The 17,265-nt window shown below is 56.0% G+C and carries 12 protein-coding genes and 4 pseudogenes; 8 read left to right on the top strand and 8 right to left on the bottom strand.

Annotation, left to right across the window (positions count from 1 at the left end):
- Positions 1-194 (bottom strand): annotated as a pseudogene (locus tag V8359_RS12965) (hypothetical protein); the annotation flags it as partial.
- Positions 195-476: 282 nt separating this feature from the next.
- Here V8359_RS12965 and V8359_RS12970 point away from each other — a divergent pair.
- A pseudogene (locus V8359_RS12970) lies at positions 477-1,224 on the top strand (ISNCY family transposase); the annotation flags it as partial.
- A gap of 1 nt (position 1,225) precedes the next feature.
- Positions 1,226-1,738 (top strand): annotated as a pseudogene (locus V8359_RS12975) (transposase); the annotation flags it as partial.
- A gap of 135 nt (positions 1,739-1,873) precedes the next feature.
- Here the strand turns inward: V8359_RS12975 and V8359_RS12980 are convergent.
- The 6 genes from V8359_RS12980 to V8359_RS13005 are packed head-to-tail and all read right to left on the bottom strand — an operon-like array spanning position 1,874 to position 9,563.
- Positions 1,874-2,680 carry a 2OG-Fe(II) oxygenase gene (locus tag V8359_RS12980; protein ID WP_336429378.1) on the bottom strand — a complete coding sequence of 269 codons (807 nt, stop codon included), beginning with the start codon at positions 2,678-2,680 and terminating at the stop codon, positions 1,874-1,876.
- A 2-nt stretch (positions 2,681-2,682) separates the two neighbouring features.
- Positions 2,683-3,348: a CatB-related O-acetyltransferase gene (locus tag V8359_RS12985; RefSeq protein WP_336429379.1), complete on the bottom strand. Its 666-nt coding sequence runs from the start codon at positions 3,346-3,348 to the stop codon at positions 2,683-2,685.
- Positions 3,345-4,127, bottom strand: coding sequence for a phytanoyl-CoA dioxygenase family protein (locus V8359_RS12990; protein ID WP_336429380.1), 783 nt, complete (start codon positions 4,125-4,127; stop codon positions 3,345-3,347). The genes V8359_RS12985 and V8359_RS12990 overlap by 4 nt, the downstream gene beginning before the upstream one ends.
- Positions 4,118-4,780, bottom strand: coding sequence for a hypothetical protein (locus tag V8359_RS12995; protein WP_336429381.1), 663 nt, complete (start codon positions 4,778-4,780; stop codon positions 4,118-4,120). The genes V8359_RS12990 and V8359_RS12995 overlap by 10 nt, the downstream gene beginning before the upstream one ends.
- Entirely contained in the window at positions 4,777-7,836 is a 3,060-nt protein-coding gene (locus V8359_RS13000) for a type 2 lanthipeptide synthetase LanM family protein (RefSeq protein ID WP_336429382.1), read from the bottom strand. Before V8359_RS13000 ends, V8359_RS12995 begins: the two co-directional genes overlap by 4 nt.
- On the bottom strand, positions 7,833-9,563 hold the full coding sequence (locus tag V8359_RS13005) for an ABC transporter ATP-binding protein (protein ID WP_336429383.1): 1,731 nt from the start codon (positions 9,561-9,563) through the stop codon (positions 7,833-7,835). The genes V8359_RS13000 and V8359_RS13005 overlap by 4 nt, the downstream gene beginning before the upstream one ends.
- Positions 9,564-9,901: 338 nt before the next feature.
- Between V8359_RS13005 and V8359_RS19340 the strand changes: the two are divergent.
- The 3 genes and pseudogenes from V8359_RS19340 to V8359_RS13015 all read left to right on the top strand — a co-directional run.
- Positions 9,902-10,021 (top strand): annotated as a pseudogene (locus tag V8359_RS19340) (IS1 family transposase); the annotation flags it as partial.
- Positions 10,022-10,076: 55 nt separating this feature from the next.
- Complete coding sequence (locus V8359_RS13010; RefSeq protein WP_336429384.1) at positions 10,077-13,556, top strand: chemotaxis protein CheB; 3,480 nt, start codon at positions 10,077-10,079, stop codon at positions 13,554-13,556.
- A gap of 63 nt (positions 13,557-13,619) precedes the next feature.
- Positions 13,620-13,949 carry a response regulator gene (locus V8359_RS13015; protein WP_336429385.1) on the top strand — a complete coding sequence of 110 codons (330 nt, stop codon included), beginning with the start codon at positions 13,620-13,622 and terminating at the stop codon, positions 13,947-13,949.
- Between the two features lie 214 nt (positions 13,950-14,163).
- Here the strand turns inward: V8359_RS13015 and V8359_RS13020 are convergent, their stop codons facing one another.
- Entirely contained in the window at positions 14,164-14,664 is a 501-nt protein-coding gene (locus tag V8359_RS13020) for a MarR family winged helix-turn-helix transcriptional regulator (RefSeq protein ID WP_336429386.1), read from the bottom strand.
- A 266-nt stretch (positions 14,665-14,930) separates the two neighbouring features.
- Here V8359_RS13020 and ectA point away from each other — a divergent pair, with 266 nt between their 5' ends.
- The 3 genes from ectA to V8359_RS13035 are packed head-to-tail and all read left to right on the top strand — an operon-like array spanning position 14,931 to position 17,182.
- Positions 14,931-15,461, top strand: a complete 531-nt coding sequence (gene ectA, locus V8359_RS13025) for a diaminobutyrate acetyltransferase (RefSeq protein WP_442970379.1) — start codon at positions 14,931-14,933, stop codon at positions 15,459-15,461.
- Between the two features lie 46 nt (positions 15,462-15,507).
- The gene (ectB, locus tag V8359_RS13030) at positions 15,508-16,794 is read left to right on the top strand and encodes a diaminobutyrate--2-oxoglutarate transaminase (protein WP_336429388.1); all 1,287 of its coding nucleotides are present in this window, start codon (positions 15,508-15,510) and stop codon (positions 16,792-16,794) included.
- Positions 16,795-16,798: 4 nt separating this feature from the next.
- On the top strand, positions 16,799-17,182 hold the full coding sequence (locus tag V8359_RS13035; RefSeq protein ID WP_336429389.1) for an ectoine synthase: 384 nt from the start codon (positions 16,799-16,801) through the stop codon (positions 17,180-17,182).
- The last annotated feature ends 83 nt before the right edge of the window (positions 17,183-17,265 follow it).

Below are 17,265 nucleotides of genomic sequence, written 5' to 3' on the forward strand. Positions count from 1 at the left end.
CGCGAAAAACCTGAATCACAGATTTGCGCGAAACGCAGCGCAACATTCAGGCGTTGCACGCGTTTCGCCTTTCGCTGATGTCTCAGGTTAAAGGCGAAACGCTTGAGTTTGCGGAGGAACCGGCCAATCGCATCGGGGTGCGCCTGCACACCGGTTGCATCAACCAAAGCTCCAGCCAGTTCGGGCATGGTCATGTCGCCGTCCTGATCTATCAGCTCAATCAAAAAGGAACGATGCGGATCAAGCTTGCCCTTGCCGCAAGGCCGACCCTGAGGCGCGGCCCTTGCCTGACCCGTCCGCCGGATCGCGAGCCCCCAACGCGCCCCGGTGGCCGGCGAAAGTTTCAGGCGCAACGCTGCCGCCCGCCCGCTTAACCCTTCCTCAATCAACTGCTGAAACCGCGCCCGCAGCGCATCCGGCAAAGGTGCTGACATGATCCATCCTCCCAAACAGGATGAATCACAGATCAGCGCNTGGCGGAAATGCTGGCTGAACATCACAGGTGCAAAGTCTCACGCGAGACGATGCGAAAATGGATGCAGGACGATGGTCTTTGGTTTTCCCGCAAAAAGCGGCTGAACCTTTCATCAGCCCAGACTGCGCCGGGAGTTTTTTGGCGAGATGATCCAGATCGCCGGATCGGATCATCCGTTGGTTCGAGGATCGCGGGTCAACCTTCACCCTTCTCGTTTTCGTCAATGACGCGACCAGCACCTTGATAGAACTGCGGTTTGTAAATTCGGAGAGCACATTCGGCTATTTCGAAGCGCTTTAGGGCTATCTGCAAAAGCATGGCCGTCCCGCTGCCTTTTACAGAGACAAACACACCGTGTTCCGCGTGGATAAGGAAGACGCCAAGGTGGTGCGCGCATCACCCAGTTTGGACGCGCTTTGAATGAGCTGAACATTGAGATTTTGTGTGCGAACAGCAGCCAAGCAAAGATCGTTTGGAACGGGTGCAACCACACGCTGCAAGATCGGCTGGTGAAGGAGCTACGTCTCGCGGGCATTTCTGACATGGAGGTTGGAAACGCCTATCTGCAAGGTTTTAAGGAATGCTACAACACCAAGTTTGCTGAAGCTCCGGCCAAACCTGACAACCTGCACCGTGCGCTGAACGTCGAGCCGGATCGGCTGGCAGATGTCCTGTGCTGGCGCGAGAGCCGGTACGTCGGCAAGCAACTGGCTTTTTCCTATGATAGAAAGCGGATCATGCTGGAGGAAAGGGTTCAGGAAAGCCCTGCGCGAGATATTTGCAACAACCAGGGAACAGCGTTGCTGGGGCCATAATACCATAGACTTGCTGAACGCGATGCCGAAGTCCAGTCAGGCGAAGGCCAAAGGCCACCTGCACGAAATCTGGCAAGCCGAGACCAGGGCTGAGGCCGAAGCTGCCTTCGATTTCTTCTTCGAGACCTACGGCGTGAAATACGACAAGGCGGCCGCCAAGCTGAACAAGGATCGTGAGATGCTGCTAAGTTTCTATGACTTCCCGGCCGACCATTGGAAACATATCCGCAGATCAAACCCGATCGAGAGCACCTTCGCCACTGCCCGTCACCGCACTGGTAAAACCGAGGGCTGCTTCGGCCGCAAAACCGAGCTCGCCATGGCCTTCAAGCTGATGATGTCAGCCGAGACAAAATGCCTCAAACCCGATGGTGCCAACCGCATGCCCGAGATCATCGAAGGGATTGAACTCAAGGACAGAATCAAGCGACTTCAAGTCGCCACCTGATCACGCCGTCACCAACTTTTGGCCATAACTCCTATCCTTCCTGCATTTTCTAGTTTCAGGACAGTTGAGCCTCACAGATTGAGGCAAAACCCAATTAAGGGCTACGTGACACTCAGGATACGCCCGCAGCACAATCTAGAACAATCTCAGCTCCTTTGGCAGCGCGAATATTTCTTCTGTCTTTTCAAGTGTCATGTTGATCCCTTTAACCATGCACCAGCGCCGAGCTGCATTGTTTGTCGGTGTGATGAAGGCACCGTGATAGGACCACAGAGAGTTCAGGAAAATAGCAATTCGACCGTGTTTGAATGGGATAAGAGAATAGGAATCTATATTTATATCTGGTTCAGTAATGCCCGGGACTTTGGCAAAATTTGACCAAGGATCGACAATATTGGCCCGGTCGACGTCGAATAGCCTAGTACCCCAGCTTTCATCGGCACCCCCGTCAGGATCAAGATACAACACTACACTAACCAATCGGTTCGGCCAATCTATGTGTGGTGGCAGTTGGTTGCCCTGCGCGCGGATATTAATTGCGCCCGCCAGGTCCCAATCTGACAGTGCGATAGCATCCAATTTCCCTTTTGCGTCCGCACCAAAGACGGTTTCAAAGTTCTTCATCAACGAGGGCCGAAATCGTTGAAAAATTAACTCGGCTATAGATTGGGTAAACAGATCGCAATTGAGCGCGCGCAAGAAATGCGCTCTCTGCGCGGAGACCTGTTTCAGGTTTTCGGCCTCTTTCCAGATTTCAAGCACTTTCATGCCCGATCCAACATCTTGAAAATGCGTCTCGTCCCGAATGACCTGAACGATCTGTTCCATCTCTGCGGATGTGAATACATTGTCCAGCCAGAAATGGGGAAAGGGTGCGTGATGCAGTTCTGCGGCCCGGATCTCGTGGCAAAGACGCGCGCGGATTTTCGCAAGGTCCAACATGTCTATTCCTTATCCACAAAGTGAGATTCGGCAATCGTCAGCGCCGCGGAAACATCCTTACGAGGCAACGTAGACAAGAGATCCTGTGGCAACTGCCACCATGGGCTGCGCAGCAACCGGGTTCGGGTTGGTTCGTCGAACCGATACCTGAGATGTCTGGCAGGTACCCCTGCCACTATCGAAAACGGCTTGACCGATTGTGTCACGATGGCCCCCGCCGCAACGCAGGCGCCATGACCGATATGGCATCCTTGCAAGACGACAGCGTTTGCCCCCACCCAAACGTCGCAACCAATTGTTGTGATCGCCAAAGGAGAGCGGAAAATCTGCCTGTCATGCAATTCATCAAGCGCCTCGGCTTCGACATCCAGGCAGCCCGTGGTCAGATCACCGACATTATGGGAAACAGCGCCAATCAGGGCCAGCGCGTTTATCGAGCAGTGCCGCCCGATTATTGTCTGGTTCGGCATCTGGGTTCGGCAATGGTAAAAACTGTGGCGTCCCATCATGAAGTTGAAAGCATCGAAATCGACACCCGTGCGACAGGGTGTTTCCAGAAACTGCGCGGTTTCGAAAGTCCCATGAAACCGACATAGATTGGCGTCCTTAGGTGGCATCCAGTCTATACAATCAATGAGATAGCGAAATTGCTCTTCAATTGTGTTCATTCGTGGTTTGCCTTTTTCTGACGATACGCATTCCCATGCGGGTGCAGGTCCGCGGCCAGTATGTCCTGATATGGCACCCCGGCCAACTGACGCTGCGCCAGATCGGATTGGATATGGCCAAATCCAACCCTGCGCTGGGTGCCCGGCTGCAGTAATCCCCTGCGATGCGTGAGGGATGTATCGAATACGAGGACGGATCCTGCCGATGCCTCAAGCGTTTCGAACTCTTGTCCGAGACCCGCACATTCAGGTCTTTCGACATAGGGCCGGTTATCTTTCCACTCCTTCAAACGCTGAAGGTGGTTGGCATAATGCGTGCCGCGTACGATCTCGATGGCCCCGGTTTCTTTTGATACATCCGAAATATACAGCATCAGACGTAACGACAGACTGGGATCCCAATGCGGATGGTGATTGCCCGGCCCTGTGGGGTCTTGTTTCTCGTGGTCCAATGCCAGAGATACAAAGGAGACCGGTATGGGCGCGGACGCATTAAAGTAGCGTTGCGCAAGCGCCGAAAACCACCGCGGGCTGAGAGCCATCGCCAATGTATCGCAACCATGTGCCCTCAGGCCCACGGGGCTTGTCGGAACGATGCATTCACCATCATGCGACACTGCAGTCGCTCCAAGCGGATGCAGCGGTTTAAAAATCTGCACATGCTGCTCCGCCAGAGTGTCAATAATGGAAGTATAAAGCCCCGGCAGCGTAACGACACCATCGCGCTGCAAAAGCGATAACATCGCATCGACATCAATCTCGGGGTGATCTAGTTGCACTTCCTTGCACTTTCCGCATTCATGCTCTCAGCCAAATCGTAGAGTTCATATTCCCATCTGAACTTTTCCCGAAAGGAAGATTGCCAAGGGGTCAAATCCGACATGACGCCGAGCCTTGGTGCCCCATTTTTGCGAGGCATTGACCCAACGCTGGTCAGGTTCAACGCCACCGCCAGATTATCAAGCGACTGCGGCAGCCGTTCAACGCACCCAAGCCAGACGAATTTAGCTTCAACCTGATCCCGATCAAGGCGAGCATCATACGTCAAAGGCAATCCAATATAGGGAAAGAGGCGCGGCCAAGTTAACACATGCTCAATGTACCGATCTAACGTCGCAAAGGGCGCATCACCCATCTTACATTGATAAAAATAGCTGGAAATCATCATCTGCACCGGATCCCTCAGGACAGTAATGAACTGCTTCGCTTGAGGGTAATAGCACGCCGCAGAAATGTCCCACTGATGATGGAAAAAATGGCCATGTACACAGTGCACATTCGCTGTTGTCACTGGCTCGGGCGGTCCACTGTTCGGGTAATGCAAATGAAGGCGATCCCCAAACGCACCGGCCAGCCAGTTGCCAAAGCTTGTACCCGCGCATTTTGGAACATGCACGGAAATCAGCATTTTTTCCGGGCTATAGGACATCATTGATGCATCCCTTCCAAGCGCAGCACCGAAGGCAGGTCTAGTGGGTAAGCCGCGCGCAGAAGGCTGTAGCCAATCCCCGCCAGCCCGTCAAAAAGACCCGGAGCTAGGAATTTGTTACCGGGTGTTCTGAAGTTTTCCAACGGTCCAGCCCGCTGGACCATAGACTGGGCAACTTTTCGGGCCTGCTCTGGCTTTTGCATTTGCAACCACATGTCAATGGAGGCTCCTGCACCCGCAGCAAGCGTGTCGTACTCCGGCAAAGGACTGGTTGCAAAACCATCAAGAGCCAGAGAAATCTCGGGCAGATCTAGTCCGGCCAGCATGGTAAGGATCCCGGCATCGCCACTCGCCCAGCCCTCAGGCACTTCAGAGCGTAGGGTTTCTGACCGATCCGGCTTCTCCGGGTTCCAAGAAGCTATCTTTGGTTGCCAAAACGTGTCACGTAGCGCGTTGCAGGCTGTGCGCATCACTGCATCCGCATCGGCACAGACGGGTCGCAATCGATTCAATCCAAGGATAATCCCAGCCAAACCATGCCCCGCCCCACTTTGATGACGCGCCTTACCAGAGCTAAGCGCGCGTGAAATCGCTCGGGTAACTGAAGATGGGTAATCGGAATGCAAAACCTCTGGGTAGATCAGCAAAGCCGCCGCCTCGCCGGACAGCCCGGTAATCCAATCCACTTCGGCATCATTAGTGACCGATACCGATGTTAGCTCTGCGGCCAATTGCCTGCCGGCATCGTAATATTCCGCTGTGTTCAGCAAACGCGCACCAGTCTGAAAGGCGTATACAATAGACCCTGCCCCGACGCAGCCACCCCGATCACGTTGCAGCGGCAGTCGGGACGATACACCCACCAGCAGCTGATCATAGATACACCGTGCCAAACGGCCGCTTTCCCGGTGCCCCGTCGCCGCAAACAGCGCGGCCAGAAAGACCGCGATACCGCTGCGCCCGTCGTACAGATCGTTTCCTATAGTCGCCAATTCAAACAGGCCGGTGCGTTTGCAAGACTGAGGTGCAACCCAGTCCAGAGTATCCTCTCCAAGCGCCAATGCCGCGAGAGTTGATCCGATCTCCAACGCGCATGATTCCAAGTCACGGCAAGCTGAATCAACATGGATTGGTTTTGCAGCGTGCATCGAGGCGCGGATCAGGCCGACTTGGGCGTGCGCACCTTCTGGTGACATACCGCACAGTCTCTCTTGGATAACATCGGTTCCACTCTTGCTGAACAATCTGGGCACAGAGTTATTGTCGGCATGCCAACCATGTGCATTTGTTGAAGTCGTGAAATAGGGTATGTCGCCACGAAGCAGCGCCTCCTTTTCGTGCACGCACAGAGGCCAGAATTCAACCGTTTCCCTGGACGCCAAAAAGGTCGAACTGAGCACTTCGAGTTCGATATCCGCATCTAGAAGTGTCAGCAGATACCGAGGCAACCTGAGACGCTGCTGCAAAATGGCGTAGATGTTGGTGTCACGTACGAGAAACCGTACCGTACATCCTGCAAACGCACTAACAAATCTGTCCGTCCCATGTGTTTCAACCAGAGTGCGCAGCGCACTGCAACACGCCTCGAATCCCTCAATCAGCTGCGACGTATATACCGACGGTTCGTGCTTTGCCGCCTGCGCTACATTTGGGGACGAGACGACGAGGTCTTCGATGACAAGCCGCATATCATCGGTGTTCACATCCACAAACCGTTGCTGTTTCATGCCGGTCGATTGTTGCCGACCCCCCGCCAGCCCATTCACAAGAAGATCACTGCCATCTTCGTAAGACACCCATCGCGGCAGCAATCCAGAGCGCAAGACAGTGTTAAACTCGGTCATGTTTTTTCGATAGATCGGAGCCCCAGAAACGCTTTCCGGAATCGGCGAGGCAAACATTTCACCGTCAACGATAACCGGTGAGGTTGACATCACGATATTTTCATCGTGCAGATCCGTTCCCCCTAAAGCCCACGCCACCGCCAAAACAAAACCGGCATCAAAATAATATGGGGCAAGCTCCGGAATGTCGGTGCTGGCATGTGCGACCCACCCATACCCATTGCGGACCAAAGATGCTGGAAAAAGCGAACCACCGCTTTTCATCTTAGTACACAGCGGTTGGGTTAGCTGGCAAAGTTCCGCTTCCATGCAAATATCACGCGGCTTGTAATAAAAAATTCTGTCATTGCTTACGGTGACTTTGGTGACGCTCCGGCCTTTGTTGTGCGGATCTCCCAAACCGAATTCCAAAGCCTCTACGCGAAGGTACTCCGTGCCAGAGCCCGCGAAGCTATTCAACGCCGCACGATCGGCCGCAAACCGCGCAAGCATTTCGCGCATGTTGTGATTCCAGTGGTCGACAGATAACGTTGCAAAGCGCGCCGCCGCTGCGAATTTGATCATCAGATCATAAATATTACCGTCCAGAAGCGCATCAAGGAATTTTTCATATAGCTCCGTTCCAAGATCTACTCCTGCAACTTGGTCAGTTTCGGCCCTCTTTAGGCTTGGCACGGTCGCAAGCCGAAACCGCGAAAATTCGTGCTGCAAACATTTCGACAGATCGTTACTCAATGTCAGGCACAGATTTTTTGCAATCGCATATTCGGCGTCGGGACCAAGCATGCAGGGGTCATGCTCCAGATCATTCAGCAGGCTTTGCGTTTCAGACACGGCAAATTTTTCAAACAAATGACCGAACGGTACATCGCCGGTTTCGTGCCGATCAAAGGTGTATCCTAGACGGCAAATCTGGGACAGTATGCGCCAACACCTGTTCGCCCAGTCTGGTTGCTGGGCCTTCGGAACTTTCTCTACCGGTCGCAGCCTGAGTGCGATCTGCTCGAACGACAGGTCCTGCCCCGTTAGGCGCAGCCTTCGGGAAATCGCTGCGGCCTCGGAACGAGTGACGATTTCTTGCCATCGGGCTGCGCGTTGGCGTCCCATATCGTGGGCAGAAGCATCGTCTTTGAAAATCAGGCCATCGAGCAGCAAGTGATCCTGCAAAGTCAGGCTTCGGCAAGCGATCCGGGAAACAAACTCTACTCGCTTCATCGCTTAGAAAGTTCTTCTTCGCGTGTGCGCCAAATCTCGGCATAGCCGGGACAAAGCTTCATCAGTTCCTCATGCGTTCCGGCCGCAACGATCGCGCCATCCTCGACATACAGGAAATGATCGGCCTTCCTGAACAACTCAACTCGGTGACTTGCGAAAACGATCGTCCGGCCTTTAAGTTTGAGCATGATGTTGTCCAGAACAAAAGCTTCAGTGACGGCATCCAAGCTTGATGTAGCTTCATCGAACAACATGATCGGCCGCGGAGAATTCAGAGCGCGTGCGATCGCGACTCGCTGCCTCTCTCCGCCCGACAAATTATGACCGCGTTCGCCCACTTGCATGTCCAGCCCGTTCATCTTGGAAGCCACCACGGGCGCCAGTCCTGCCGCCACGACGATCTTGGCCAGTTCTTCCTTTGAGCGGTCCACATCTGGATAACTGATGTTGTAAGCGATCGATTGGTTGAACAGGCCTGCGGACTGAGCGACGTAGAGGACGTTTTGGGCAAGCTCCCCGAGCGTTATCATCTGCCCCTCTACCTCAATTTCGCACCGCTGATCACCCAACGCCCCCGCCAGTCCCCTCAGAAGCGACGATTTTCCGGAACCGGAAGCCCCGGTGATCAATGTCGTGTTGCCAAGCGGGATATCTAGTTTGCCCGCCACGAGGGTGCGCTGTTCATGATCCCTGAAATCACAGGATCGGATCGCAAGTGTCCCCGCCTCGGGGATCACCACACCCGCATCCGGTGCGACACTTGATCTCTGCGTCACTTCCGAAAGGCGCCGTTCCAGATTATTGATGTCGGTAAGTGCCTGCGCAAAAGAGGCGAGCAGGAGGCCGATGGATTGAAGTGGCAGAAAGACCTGAATCACATACATGTTTACCATGACCAGATCAGCAACAGAAACAGGGTGCTTTGCGGGCATGAGGTACAAAGTACCAAGTACCAGCAAAAGCCCTGCCTGAATGATCAAAGATTGAACCCATTTACTGCTTGATAGTTGTTGTTGTTGTTTGCGCCATGCCTCCAGCAATTTGGCATAGCCACCGCGCAAGCGCCGAATTTCCTCTGTTACGCCATCGTAGCTGCTAACGGTTTCATGATTTAGAAAACTATCTCCTATATCGGCAAATATTATGCCATCATGTTCTATCCGCTTGGCATAAAGTGTCTTTTGTTTGCGGATCGAGCGCATGGTAAAAACTAGATAGGCCGCCATCGTCACCGCCAAGATAATCGAAATCGTGACATTTTGCAGCAGCGCCAGCAGCAGGAGCGCTAGAACAAATTGAATTAGTGACGGAAACAGGTTGAACAGACCGATATTGCAAAAGTTGTCCAGACTCCACGAAGCGCGGTTGATCAGGCGTGTCACTTCGGGCGTAGATTCGGAGGCCTTGAAATTACCAGCCCCTAAATGCAGTTCGTTCACTGCATCCAGCACCATTTTTTGCTGCTCGGCCTGAAGCGACGGCAGGAAATGCAGCAATTTGAATTCGGACAAAGCAACCGCGATCGCGGTCGATCCACAATAGGCAAACAGCGCAAAAACTATGATGTTGGGTGCACCGTCCTCCCACTCGGCGACGATGAGCGAAAAAAGGATCGGTACGAGCGCGCCAAAGCCTCGCTCTACAATCGACAACAAAAGAGCAAAGGCAGCCCTATACGGTGAGGAACGTCCGAGCTTCCTAGCGACAAAAAAAATCTGGTGAAGCATTGGCTTCGCCAACTGTGTCGACACCGGAACCTAGCCGCAGGTAATCGACCGGGACTGATGTATGCAAACTTGCTGCGCACTGCCGATTACAGGCTGAAAAACCGTTTCTAGAAGTTTGTCAGACACTTTGGGATCAGTGGCTTGGTCAATCGCCTCGACATCTCTCAGCTCATTCTCGATCTGGTCTGCATCTTGAATTTCTAACTTGGACATATTACCCCCCCTCAAAATATACTTTGTCAAACTTAGAAAGTGACATGAGCATATTATGCCGTCAAGGGGTCTAGTCACCCGAAACTACATTTCGCATCATTTTCTGACAGATATGAGGTGATGATGCGATGGACGCCGGTCTGACAGATCGGCTTTGGGATATTGCCGATCTTGTCGCTATTGTAGATGCAAACGAGCCTGCACCGAAAAAGCGCGGCCCTTACAAGAAACGAATTTTAAAGTGACCCACTACCGGAATCGTGATTGACTGGCCTGTGCTTCGCGACGACTGAAGAAAGCATGCCCGGAAAATCCGACATTGATCTGCTGTCCAAGCAGCAGGTGCCGCTCTGCGCCATCGGAGCGTCCGCAGGCGGGGTAAATGCGCTTCGCAGCCTTTTCCGGCAGCTTCCCGATGACCTTGGTCTTGCCTATGTTGTGATCGTCCACCTTGCACCAGAGCACCCAAGCGCTATGGCCGAGATTCTCTCGGCTTGCACGAAGATGCCGGTCCACCAAGTCGACGACACGCCGGAGCTTCACCCTAACTGCGTCTACGTGATCCCGCCGGACCGCGAACTGGTTATCGAAGGTGACAACGTGACCGCGCGCGAGTTTTCCGAACCACGGGGGCGCCGGGCGCCGATCGACATGTTCTTCCGCTCCGTGGCCGCGGCGCGCGGTGACGGCCTTGCGGTGGTGCTTACCGGGTCCGGGTCCGACGGCTCGACCGGCGTGCGTGCGATTCAGGAGGCTGGTGGCGTGGTCTTCGCGCAGGATCCGGCGGAAGCCGAGTTCCCGCCGATGCCGCAGAATGCGATCGCAACCGGAGTCGTCAGCTTCGTCGCGCCGATCAGCCGCCTTGCCGAGCGGATCGCGGAAGTCTCGCGAAGCAAACATGCCGTTGGATCACTCGACGAAGATGGCGCGGCGAACGACCTGCGTCGGATTGTCAGTTTCCTTCGGGCGCGCACCGGGCACGACTTTTCCGGCTACAAGCGGGCGACCGTGATGCGCCGGGTGCTGCGGCGCATGCAGGTCTGCCGGATCACGAGCTTGGCGGATTATGGGGAAATGGTGCGTAGCACGCCGGAAGAAGCCCAAGAACTGTTAAACGATCTGCTGATTTCGGTCACGCAGTTCTTCCGGGACGAACCGGCCTTCGAGGCGCTGGCGGCGAAGGTGCTCCCGCCGCTTTTCGAGCATGCCACCGAAGAGGGGCTCCGGATTTGGTCTGTCGGCTGTGCCACCGGCGAAGAGGCCTACAGTCTTGCTATCGTGCTTCTTGAAGAGGCCGAGCGGCTCAAGGTGCGCCCGTCAATCCAAATTTTCGCAAGTGATCTCGACGAGGGTGCGCTGGCAACCGCGAGAGAGGGGCGCTATCCGCGCTCAATCGAGGCGGACGTGTCAGAAGAGCGGCTGCGTCGTTTCTTCGTCGACGAGAAAACCCATTACCGCGTCCGCAAGGATGTGCGCGAAGTGGTGCTGTTCGCCTCGCATAGCGTCCTGAACGATCCGCCGTTCCTGCGGCTCGACCTCATCACCTGCCGCAATCTGCTGATCTACGTGGAACGCTCGCTTCAGGGGCAGTTACTTTCGCTGTTTCACTATGCGCTGAAGCCTGAGGGCTATCTTTTCCTCGGCACGGCCGAGACAGCCGACTCGGCAGCCTCAGAATTCGCATCATTGGATCGAGAGTCGCGGCTTTACTGCGCGCGGCCACAGACGCACCGGCACATGCCCGCCCTGCCTCATTCGTCACAAGGGCACTTGCCGACCGTGCCAGAGCGAAGGCGAACCGCGGCTCATGGCCAAGGCGGGACGGCAGGCGATACGCACGCGGCAGCGCTTGAACAGGCAGCGCCGCCTAGCGCACTTCTGGACGAGAACAAGCATATCGTGCATTTGTCCCCTAGCGCCGGGCGGTTCATCCTGCATTCGGGCGGAACGTTCTCTGGCAGTCTTCCTGACATCGTTCGGCCTGAGCTGCGGCTCGACCTCAAGGTTGCGCTCGACCAAGCGCTGGAGAAGAAGCAGCCGACTCTGACACTCGCGACGCCTGTGTTCTTTGACGGCAAAGCCACGCGCGTTGCCATGCAGGTCGCTCCGGTTCCCGGGTCGGCCGATGCGGCACCGCAGGCTCTCGTGGTCTTTCTGGACGCAGGGCCGGTCGCGCCGAATGGAGACGCCGAAACCGATGCCCCGGAGGCCGGCACCGACGAGGTGCGGCGGTTGCATGCCGAACTCAAGGCGGCGCGGGAAGCCCTCGTCGCGAGCCGCAGCGAACATGAGTCGGCGATCGAAGATCTGCGGGCCGCGAATGAAGAACTGCAATCGATCAACGAGGAATATCGCTCCACGTCGGAGGAATTAGAAACCTCCAAGGAAGAACTCCAGTCGATGAACGAGGAGTTGCAGGCGGTGAATGCCGAGTTGAAAAACAAACTCGAAGGCATCTCGACGGCGCATAGCGACCTGCAAAACCTCATCTCTGCGACAGAGATCGGCACCCTGTTCCTTGATACGAAGCTCCGGATCAGGATGTTCACACCGCCGACGGAGGGACTTTTCAACATCACCGAAATGGATGTCGGACGCACCATTACCGACTTCACCAGCCGGCTGGATTATGCCGGGCTTGAAGAGGACGCGCGCCACGTCTTGCGCGACCTGGCGCCGATCGAGACTGAATTGCAGAGCCGCGACGGGCGTTGGTTTATCGTCCGGCTTCGTCCATACCGCACCGTCGAGGACCGGATCGACGGGGTCGTTCTGACTTTCCTGGACATCATCTCGAGACGAAAGGCCGAGCAAGAACTCATCGAGAGTCAGCAGCGCTATCAGACGCTTTTCGACTCGATTGACGAGGGCTTCGCCGTGTTCGAGGTCATCTTCAAGAATGGACGTCCCGTCGACTACCGATTCCTGGAGGTGAACGCCGCCTTCGAGCGGCAAACCGGGCTTGCCGATGCTGTGGGCCGGACGGCACGAGAGATGATACCGGAGCACGAGGATTATTGGTTCGAGATCTTCGGGCGGATCGCGAAGTCCGGCACGCCAGAACGCTTCGAGGCGCCGGCAGAGGCGCTCGATCGCTATTACGACGCTTACGCGTTCCCGGTCGAGGCGCCGCAGGACTACTATGTCGGTGTGCTGTTTCGCGACGTGAGCGAGCGGAAGAAAGCAGAGGCACATCGCGACATGCTGACCCGTGAGCTGAGCCACCGGGTCAAGAACACGCTGGCAGTGGTGCAGGCGCTCGCCAGACAGCCGAGTGCTCCGGATCTGACGGTGGATGCGTATCGCGAGCGGCTCATCGGTCGAATCCAAGCCCTTGCTCGGGCCCACGATCAACTGCTCGAGACGGAGTGGCAGTCTGCGGAACTGTGCGCTCTGGTCGAGGCAACGCTGGCGGCCTATGGCAAGATCGGTGACCGCGACCTCAAGGTCGAGGGGCCGAACGTCCTGCTGACGCCAAAGCAGGGTCTTGGCCTCGCGCTGATCCTCCACGAACTCGCTACCAATGCCTCGAAATACGGCTCCCTCTCCATTCCGGGCGGCAAGTTGAGCGTAACGTGGACCCTGGAGCACGACGATCAGGGAACGCAGGTGCGCATGGAGTGGCAGGAGCGCAAGGGACCTCCGGTAAGTTCCGATATCCCGAAAGGCTTTGGCACGAAACTGATCAAACAGGCCATCGACTACGAAATCGAGGGATCGGGGGAACTTCTCTTCGAGCCTGCGGGTTTAACAGCAAGGATCGTTTTTCCAGTTGCATAAGGAGTGCCGAGCATCGCCGATGAGTCATTCACCAAAAGCTTGCGAGGACGCCGTATCCTTATCGTGGAGGACGAGATGCTCCTCGCGTTGGATTTGCAAGAACTACTCGAAGGGCGCGGTTGCCACGTCGTGGGCCCGGTTCCGAATGTGGAGCGTGCCCTTGACACGGTTGCGTCGCACCCCCCGGAGTTTGCGGTTCTTGATCTAAACCTGAACGGAGAATCCTCGGCCCCGATCGCCGCCGCGCTTCAGAAAATCAGCGTTCCGTTCACCGTCGTCAGCGGATATGGCAACAAGTATCTAGACGATCCAGTTTTTCAGAATGTGCTCTTGGTAACGAAGCCCTACAATGAGGCGGAATTGCTGCGAACGTTGTCCTTGTTGAGCAAATGACGGGCAGTCGGCTCGGGTGCCGGATCACTACTTTTTTCCGATTTCCGGGTCTCTGATACGGTGTCAGGAGCCCGGCCTTCGTATTGTCAATTACCGCTGAAGCGGAAAACGGCACTCGCCTTAAGCGTTTCGCCTTTGGTCTGAGACATCAGCCAAACGCGCACCGCTTGAGGCGAGAATGGCCTCGGTTCGATGCGCGCGCGCCTTGCGGAGATCAATCGGGAAGCGGCAGGTCCGGCGGTTGGGTCCGGTGGATTTCACCCATATCGAGAAGGGGTGAGGCATCCAATGCCGATGCGTTCAACATGGAGACCACCCGTTCCAGCGCGGCCACGATCATCGCCTGCTCCCAATCTTCCAACGCCTCAAATTCATCTACATATTTCTGCTGTAGCGGATCCCCCACGCCCTCGATTGCGTTCCGTCCGGATTCAGTCAGCACGATGTTGGTCTGGCGCCGATCGACCTCCGAGCGTTGGCGCTCCACCATCGACTTGGCGACGAGCCTGTCGAGCAGGGTCGAGACGGTGGCTGCGCTGACGCCCAGTTGTTTCGCAATTTCCTTGGGTGTGACGCTGTCACGGCTTAGCACGATTTGCAGCACCCGGACCTGCACAGGCGTCAATCCGGCCGTTTGCGCAAGTGTGCGCCCGTAAAGCTCGGTTGCCCGCAGGATTCGACGCAGGGCGATGAGGGAAATGTCAGTCCGATCCACACGCTCTCCTGCAACAGATTACCGTGGTAATTTACAGATTTGCGAGCCGTTTCACAAGTTATAATATTAGTTAGCATAACAAAACAAATAACTTACTTACGTCGCGGAATTGTTCTGATATCCACAGAAATGAGAGGTTAAATACATATAAACAAACAATAAACATCATTATAGAATAATATTGCTTAGCCTAATTGATTTCTTGCTGAAGCTTCGTATATCTTCTGTCTTGAACGAAGCAGTAACCGAGGTATCCCGTGAACGATATCCATCAGATCAAGTCGCGTCACGATGACGTCCAGTTCCGTAAACCCGACGCCGAAGATGGCGCGGCCATTTGGGAGTTGATCGCAGCGTGCAAGCCGCTTGATGAGAATTCGATGTATTGCAACCTGATCCAGTGCGATCATTTTCGCGATACCTGCATCCTGGCCGAACTGGACGGCACGCCGGTTGGCTGGATTTCAGGCTATGTCCTGCCGCGTGATCCGGACACGTTCTTTGTCTGGCAGGTCGCGGTCTCGGAAAAGGCGCGCGGTCTTGGGCTGGCCAAGCGGATGTTGGACCAATTGCTGACGCGTGACGAATGTGAAGACGTGACCCGGATGCAGACCACGATCACCAAGGACAACGATGCAAGCTGGGCGCTTTTCCGCAGTTTTGCGGACGCCCAAGACGGCGAACTGGATCACGAGGCTCATTTTGAGAGCGATACCCATTTTCAGGGTGAGCATGACACCGAACATATGGTGACGATCCACTTGCCCGAGTCCGACGAGCTGGACGCGGTGGCCTGACCCGCGTCTACCCCGGGCTGAACACCCCACAAAAAAGGAACCTGTTATGACGACTGAGACTTCAGCCGACAAGACCATCTTCGAGCGCCGCGAATCCAATGTGCGCAGCTATTGCCGCAGCTTCGATGTGGTGTTCAACCGCGCCACCGGGTCGACGCTTTTCGATGACGCGGGCAACAGCTATACTGACTTTCTTTCTGGCTGTTCGTCGCTGAATTACGGGCACAACGACCCCGATATGAAGGCCGCGCTGGTGGCGCATATCGCCGATGATGGCATCGCCCACGCGCTGGACATGTATACGAGCCCCAAAGCCGAATTTCTGGAGACCTTCGAGCGTCTGGTGCTCGCCCCGCGAGGCATGGATCACAAGGTGATGATGACCGGCCCCACCGGCACCAACGCCGTCGAGGCCGCGATCAAGCTGGCGCGCAAGGTGACGGGGCGCACCAACGTGATTTCCTTCACCAACGGCTTTCACGGCATGACCCTTGGTGCGCTGTCACTGACCGGCCATTCGGGCAAGCGCGGTGGCGCGGGTGTGCCGCTGAGCGGCGTGACGCATCTCCCTTACGAAGGATCGCTGGGTGAGGATGTGGATACACTGGCGATGGCCGAGGCCATGCTCGGCAACGGCTCCAGCGGGATCGACGCGCCTGCGGCTTTCATCCTTGAGTTGGTGCAGGGCGAGGGCGGGCTGACCGCCGTGTCGCGCGAATGGGTCGAGGGAATCGCACGGCTGGCCAAGGCGCATGGGGCCAAGCTGATTATCGACGACATACAGGCCGGGGTCGGTCGCGCTGGCAGTTTCTTCAGCTTTGACGGGATGGATATCGAGCCTGACATGATCGCGATGGCGAAATCTCTGTCCGGTTTCGGCCTTCCGTTCGCGCTGACGCTGATCAAGCCCGAGTTGGACGTCTGGAAACCAGCCGAGCACAATGGCACGTTTCGCGGAAACACCCATGCCTTTGTGACCGCCAAGGTCGCGCTGGAAAAATTCTGGTCCGATGATGCCTTCAAGACTGAGATCGCCGACAAGGCGGCTGTCCTGACCGACTGTTTGCAGGGCATTGCCAACATCGTTCCCGGTGCGCGGCTGAAAGGGCGCGGCATGATGCAGGGTGTCGATGTCGGCAGCGGCGATCTGGCGGGCGCAATCTGTGCCGAGGCGTTCGCGCGCGGGCTGGTGATTGAAACGTCGGGTGCCGACGACGAGGTCGTCAAGGTGCTGGCACCACTGACCACGCCGATGGATCAGTTCAAGGCCGGGCTCGACACGCTCACCGACGCCGCGCGCAATTGCGTCGAAACCAAAATCGCAGCGGAGTGACACCATGATCGTTCGTGACATCAAAGACCTGAAGAATACCGACAAGGACGTGCATGACGCGCAGTGGACATCGGTGAGGATGCTGCTGGCAAGTGACGGGATGGGGTTTTCATTCCACATCACCAATCTAGAGGCCGGTTCGGAGCATACATTCCACTACAAGAACCATTTCGAGAGCGTCTACTGCATGTCGGGTAAGGGCTCGATCACCGACCTTGCCACGGGTGAGACGCATGCGATCTGCCCCGGTGTCATGTATGCGCTGGATCAGCACGACAAGCATATCCTGCGCGCCGAGGAAGAATTGGTGATGGCCTGCTGTTTCAACCCGCCGGTAACCGGCAAAGAGGTTCATCAGGCCGACGGCTCTTACGCCGCTGCCGACTGAGACCGCGCATTTCACAATTCGCCGAGGGCAGGGGCGCGCAATATCGGTGCACTTTGCCCCCGGCGAGGCCCGCATCCGACAAC

Origin of the sequence: Roseovarius sp. E0-M6 (genome assembly GCF_037083845.1) — a bacterium.
Taxonomy (GTDB): Bacteria; Pseudomonadota; Alphaproteobacteria; order Rhodobacterales; family Rhodobacteraceae; genus Roseovarius.

Excerpts from the sequence above, each read along its gene's own strand:
- V8359_RS13035 (WP_336429389.1), top strand. The coding sequence starts at position 16,799 with ATGATCGTTCGTGACATCAAAGACCTGAAGAATACCGACAAGGACGTG.
- V8359_RS12995 (WP_336429381.1), bottom strand. The coding sequence starts at position 4,780 with ATGATGTCCTATAGCCCGGAAAAAATGCTGATTTCCGTGCATGTTCCA.
- ectB (WP_336429388.1), top strand. The coding sequence starts at position 15,508 with ATGACGACTGAGACTTCAGCCGACAAGACCATCTTCGAGCGCCGCGAA.
- V8359_RS12985 (WP_336429379.1), bottom strand. The coding sequence starts at position 3,348 with ATGAACACAATTGAAGAGCAATTTCGCTATCTCATTGATTGTATAGAC.
- V8359_RS13000 (WP_336429382.1), bottom strand. The coding sequence starts at position 7,836 with ATGAAGCGAGTAGAGTTTGTTTCCCGGATCGCTTGCCGAAGCCTGACT.
- V8359_RS12980 (WP_336429378.1), bottom strand. The coding sequence starts at position 2,680 with ATGTTGGACCTTGCGAAAATCCGCGCGCGTCTTTGCCACGAGATCCGG.
- V8359_RS13010 (WP_336429384.1), top strand. The coding sequence starts at position 10,077 with ATGCCCGGAAAATCCGACATTGATCTGCTGTCCAAGCAGCAGGTGCCG.
- V8359_RS13005 (WP_336429383.1), bottom strand. The coding sequence starts at position 9,563 with ATGCTTCACCAGATTTTTTTTGTCGCTAGGAAGCTCGGACGTTCCTCA.